The organism is Actinomyces sp. 594 (genome assembly GCF_019325145.1).
Taxonomy (GTDB): domain Bacteria; phylum Actinomycetota; class Actinomycetes; order Actinomycetales; family Actinomycetaceae; genus Actinomyces.
In genome coordinates this window covers 17790-20503 of sequence record NZ_PIZC01000054.1, presented here as the reverse complement: position 1 = coordinate 20503, position 2714 = coordinate 17790, and the positions used below count along the sequence as shown (strand labels likewise).

General features: G+C 70.7%; 1 protein-coding gene and 1 pseudogene. Both read left to right on the top strand.

What is annotated here, in order from left to right:
* A pseudogene (locus GZ998_RS09325) lies at positions 1–226 on the top strand (hypothetical protein); the annotation flags it as partial.
* The coding region (gene treY, locus GZ998_RS09320) for a malto-oligosyltrehalose synthase (protein WP_219109679.1) at positions 223–2714 on the top strand (2492 nt) is incomplete at its 3' end. The pseudogene GZ998_RS09325 and the gene treY, both read left to right, overlap by 4 nt.

The following is a 2714-nucleotide window of genomic DNA, read 5'->3' as shown; positions in this document are numbered from 1 at the left end:
GGCCAAGCCGAGTGACACGCCCGACGCCGCGGCCAAGCCGAGTGACACGCCCGACGCCGCGGCCAAGCCGAGTGACACGCCCGACGCCGCTCCAGAGCCAACCGGTGAGGGCACGCGGGGCTTGGCAGACGCCGACGCCGAGGAGTCCGACCAGCAGCCGCAGGCGCCCGCACCGCCGCGTGCTCCGCACGCCCACCCAGCACCGTCTGAAGGAGAACCCGAATGACCGCGCCCGGCTCCAACCCGCACCTGCCCGCACCCGAACGGCGCACGCCGGTGACGACTTACCGGCTGCAGCTGGGTGAGTCTCTTACATTCGCGGACGCCCGCGCCCTGCTGCCGTACCTGCGTCAGCTCGGGGTGACCGACCTGTACCTCTCCCCCGTGCTGGCCGCCAGCCCGGGATCCACCCACGGCTACGACGTCGTCGACCACACCCATATCAGCGCCGTGATGGGAGGGCGTGAGGGCCTGGAGGAGCTCGCCCGGGAGGCTCACGCGGCAGGTTTGGGCATCGTCATCGACATCGTCCCCAACCACATGTCGGTGCCGACTCCGGCCTGGCACAACCCGCCCCTGTGGTCGGTGCTGCGAGACGGCACCGACTCCCCCTATGCAGCCTGGTTCGACGCGCCTGCCGGCGACAAGCTGCTGATGCCCGTGCTCGGCCAGCGCATCGGGCAGGTCCTTACCGACGGCGAGCTGACCGTCGAGCGCCTGGCCGTTCCCACCGAGCCGGAGCGGGGCGAGCAGTGGGTGCTGCGCTACTACGACCAGGTCTTCCCGCTGGCCCCGGGCACGCATGACTTGCCGCTGCCGGAGCTGCTTGGCCGTCAGCACTACCGGCTCGCCTACTGGCGGGTGGGCGATGAGGAGCTCAATTACCGCCGCTTCTTCGACATCGTCACCCTGGCGGCGGTGCGGGTGGAGGATCCGGAGGTGTTCGCCGGCTCCCACGCCCTGATCCTTGACCTGCTGCAGGACGGCACCATCGACGCGCTGCGGGTGGACCACCCCGACGGCCTGGCAGACCCCGAGGGCTACCTGGAGCGGTTGTCGCGGGCCACCGGCGGCGCCTGGATCGCCGCGGAGAAGATCCTCGCCCCAGACGAGTTCCTGCCGCAGTCCTGGCGGACCGCGGGCACCACCGGCTACGACGCCGCCTGGCGTATCGACCAGCTGCAGGTCGATCCCGCCGGGGTCCGCACCCTCGGCGCCCTCATGCGGGAGCTGACCGGGAACGTGCCGCTCGACTACGCCCGTGTCTCCGGTGACGCCAAGCGGGAGATCATCGCCGGCTCCCTGGCCTCGGAAGTGAACCGGCTCGTGGACCTGCTGCACGCGTTCACCTCCCGGGACCTGTACCTGTCCGACCACACCTTCCGCGATCTGCGTGCCTGTGTGGTGGAGCTCCTGGTGGCCGCGGACCGCTACCGGGCCTACGTGCTTCCGGGACGGCAGGCCGACCCGGAGCAGGCCGCGGTGCTGCGGGAGACCGCCGAGCGGGCACGCGCAACCCTGGACACCGACCAGTACCCCACGCTCGACCTGGTGGTGGCGATCCTGCTGGGCGAGCAGGTCGGCGCCGGCGAGCCCTCGGACACGCCCGAGCGGGCGGAGATCATCACCCGGTTCCAACAGGTGTGCGGCGCGGTAACCGCCAAGGGGGTGGAGGACACCACCTTTTACCGGTGGACGCACCTGACCAGCCTGACCGAGGTGGGCGGTGACCCGGCAGGCTTCGCGCTGCCCGCCGATGAGGCGCATGCGTGGGCCCAGCGCGTCCAGCATTACTGGCCCGCCACCATGGTCACCTCCACCACCCACGACACCAAGCGGAGCGAGGACGTGCGCGCCCGTATCGACGTGCTCGCCTCTTACAGCAGCGAGTGGGTGGAGCTTGTCCACCGGCTGCGTGACCTGACCGCGGGCATACGCCCCGCCGACCTGGACGGCGTCACCGAGAACCTGCTGTGGCAGACACTCTGGGGTACCTGGGCCCCCGGATCGGCCGACCCGATGACCGGTGAGCGCCTAGGCGCATACCTGATCAAGGCCGCGCGCGAGCAGAAGTCTTGGACCACCTGGACGGCGCCGGACACCGTGCGCGAGGATCAGCTGGCGCACTACGCGGCCGCCCTAATGGCCCGCGCAGACGTGGCGGAGGAGCTCAATGAGTTCGCCGCGCTGACCGCCCGCGCCGTACGCGACACGATCCTGGCGAACAAGGCGATGACACTGACGTGGCTGGGAGTGGCCGACGTCTACCAGGGCAGTGAGGTCACCCGCACATCCTTGGTGGATCCCGATAACCGCCGCCCGGTCGCCTACGCGGGCGAGGCCGGCTTGCAGGCCGCGCTGGAGCGTGTCTCACAAGCGCCGACAGATGCGGCGATGTCACTGGATGACGCCAAGCTGCGGCTGACTTCCCAACTGTGCCGCCTACGCGCGGATAGGCCCGACACCTTCGTCGGGAGCCGCTCCGGCTACCGGGCGCTGCCGACTACCACGGCCTGCGCCTTCGCCTACGCCCGCCTGCTGGACGAGGAGGCTGACGTCGTAGTGGTGGTGCGGCGCCTAGGCCGTCGCCTGGAGCGGCTCGGCGGCTGGGGCGACCACACAATCGTGCTGCCTCAGGGCAAGTGGACCGACGTGCTCACCGGGGCCGAGGTTACCGGGGGCACCAGGCTGCTGGGTGAGGTGGTCGGGGACGA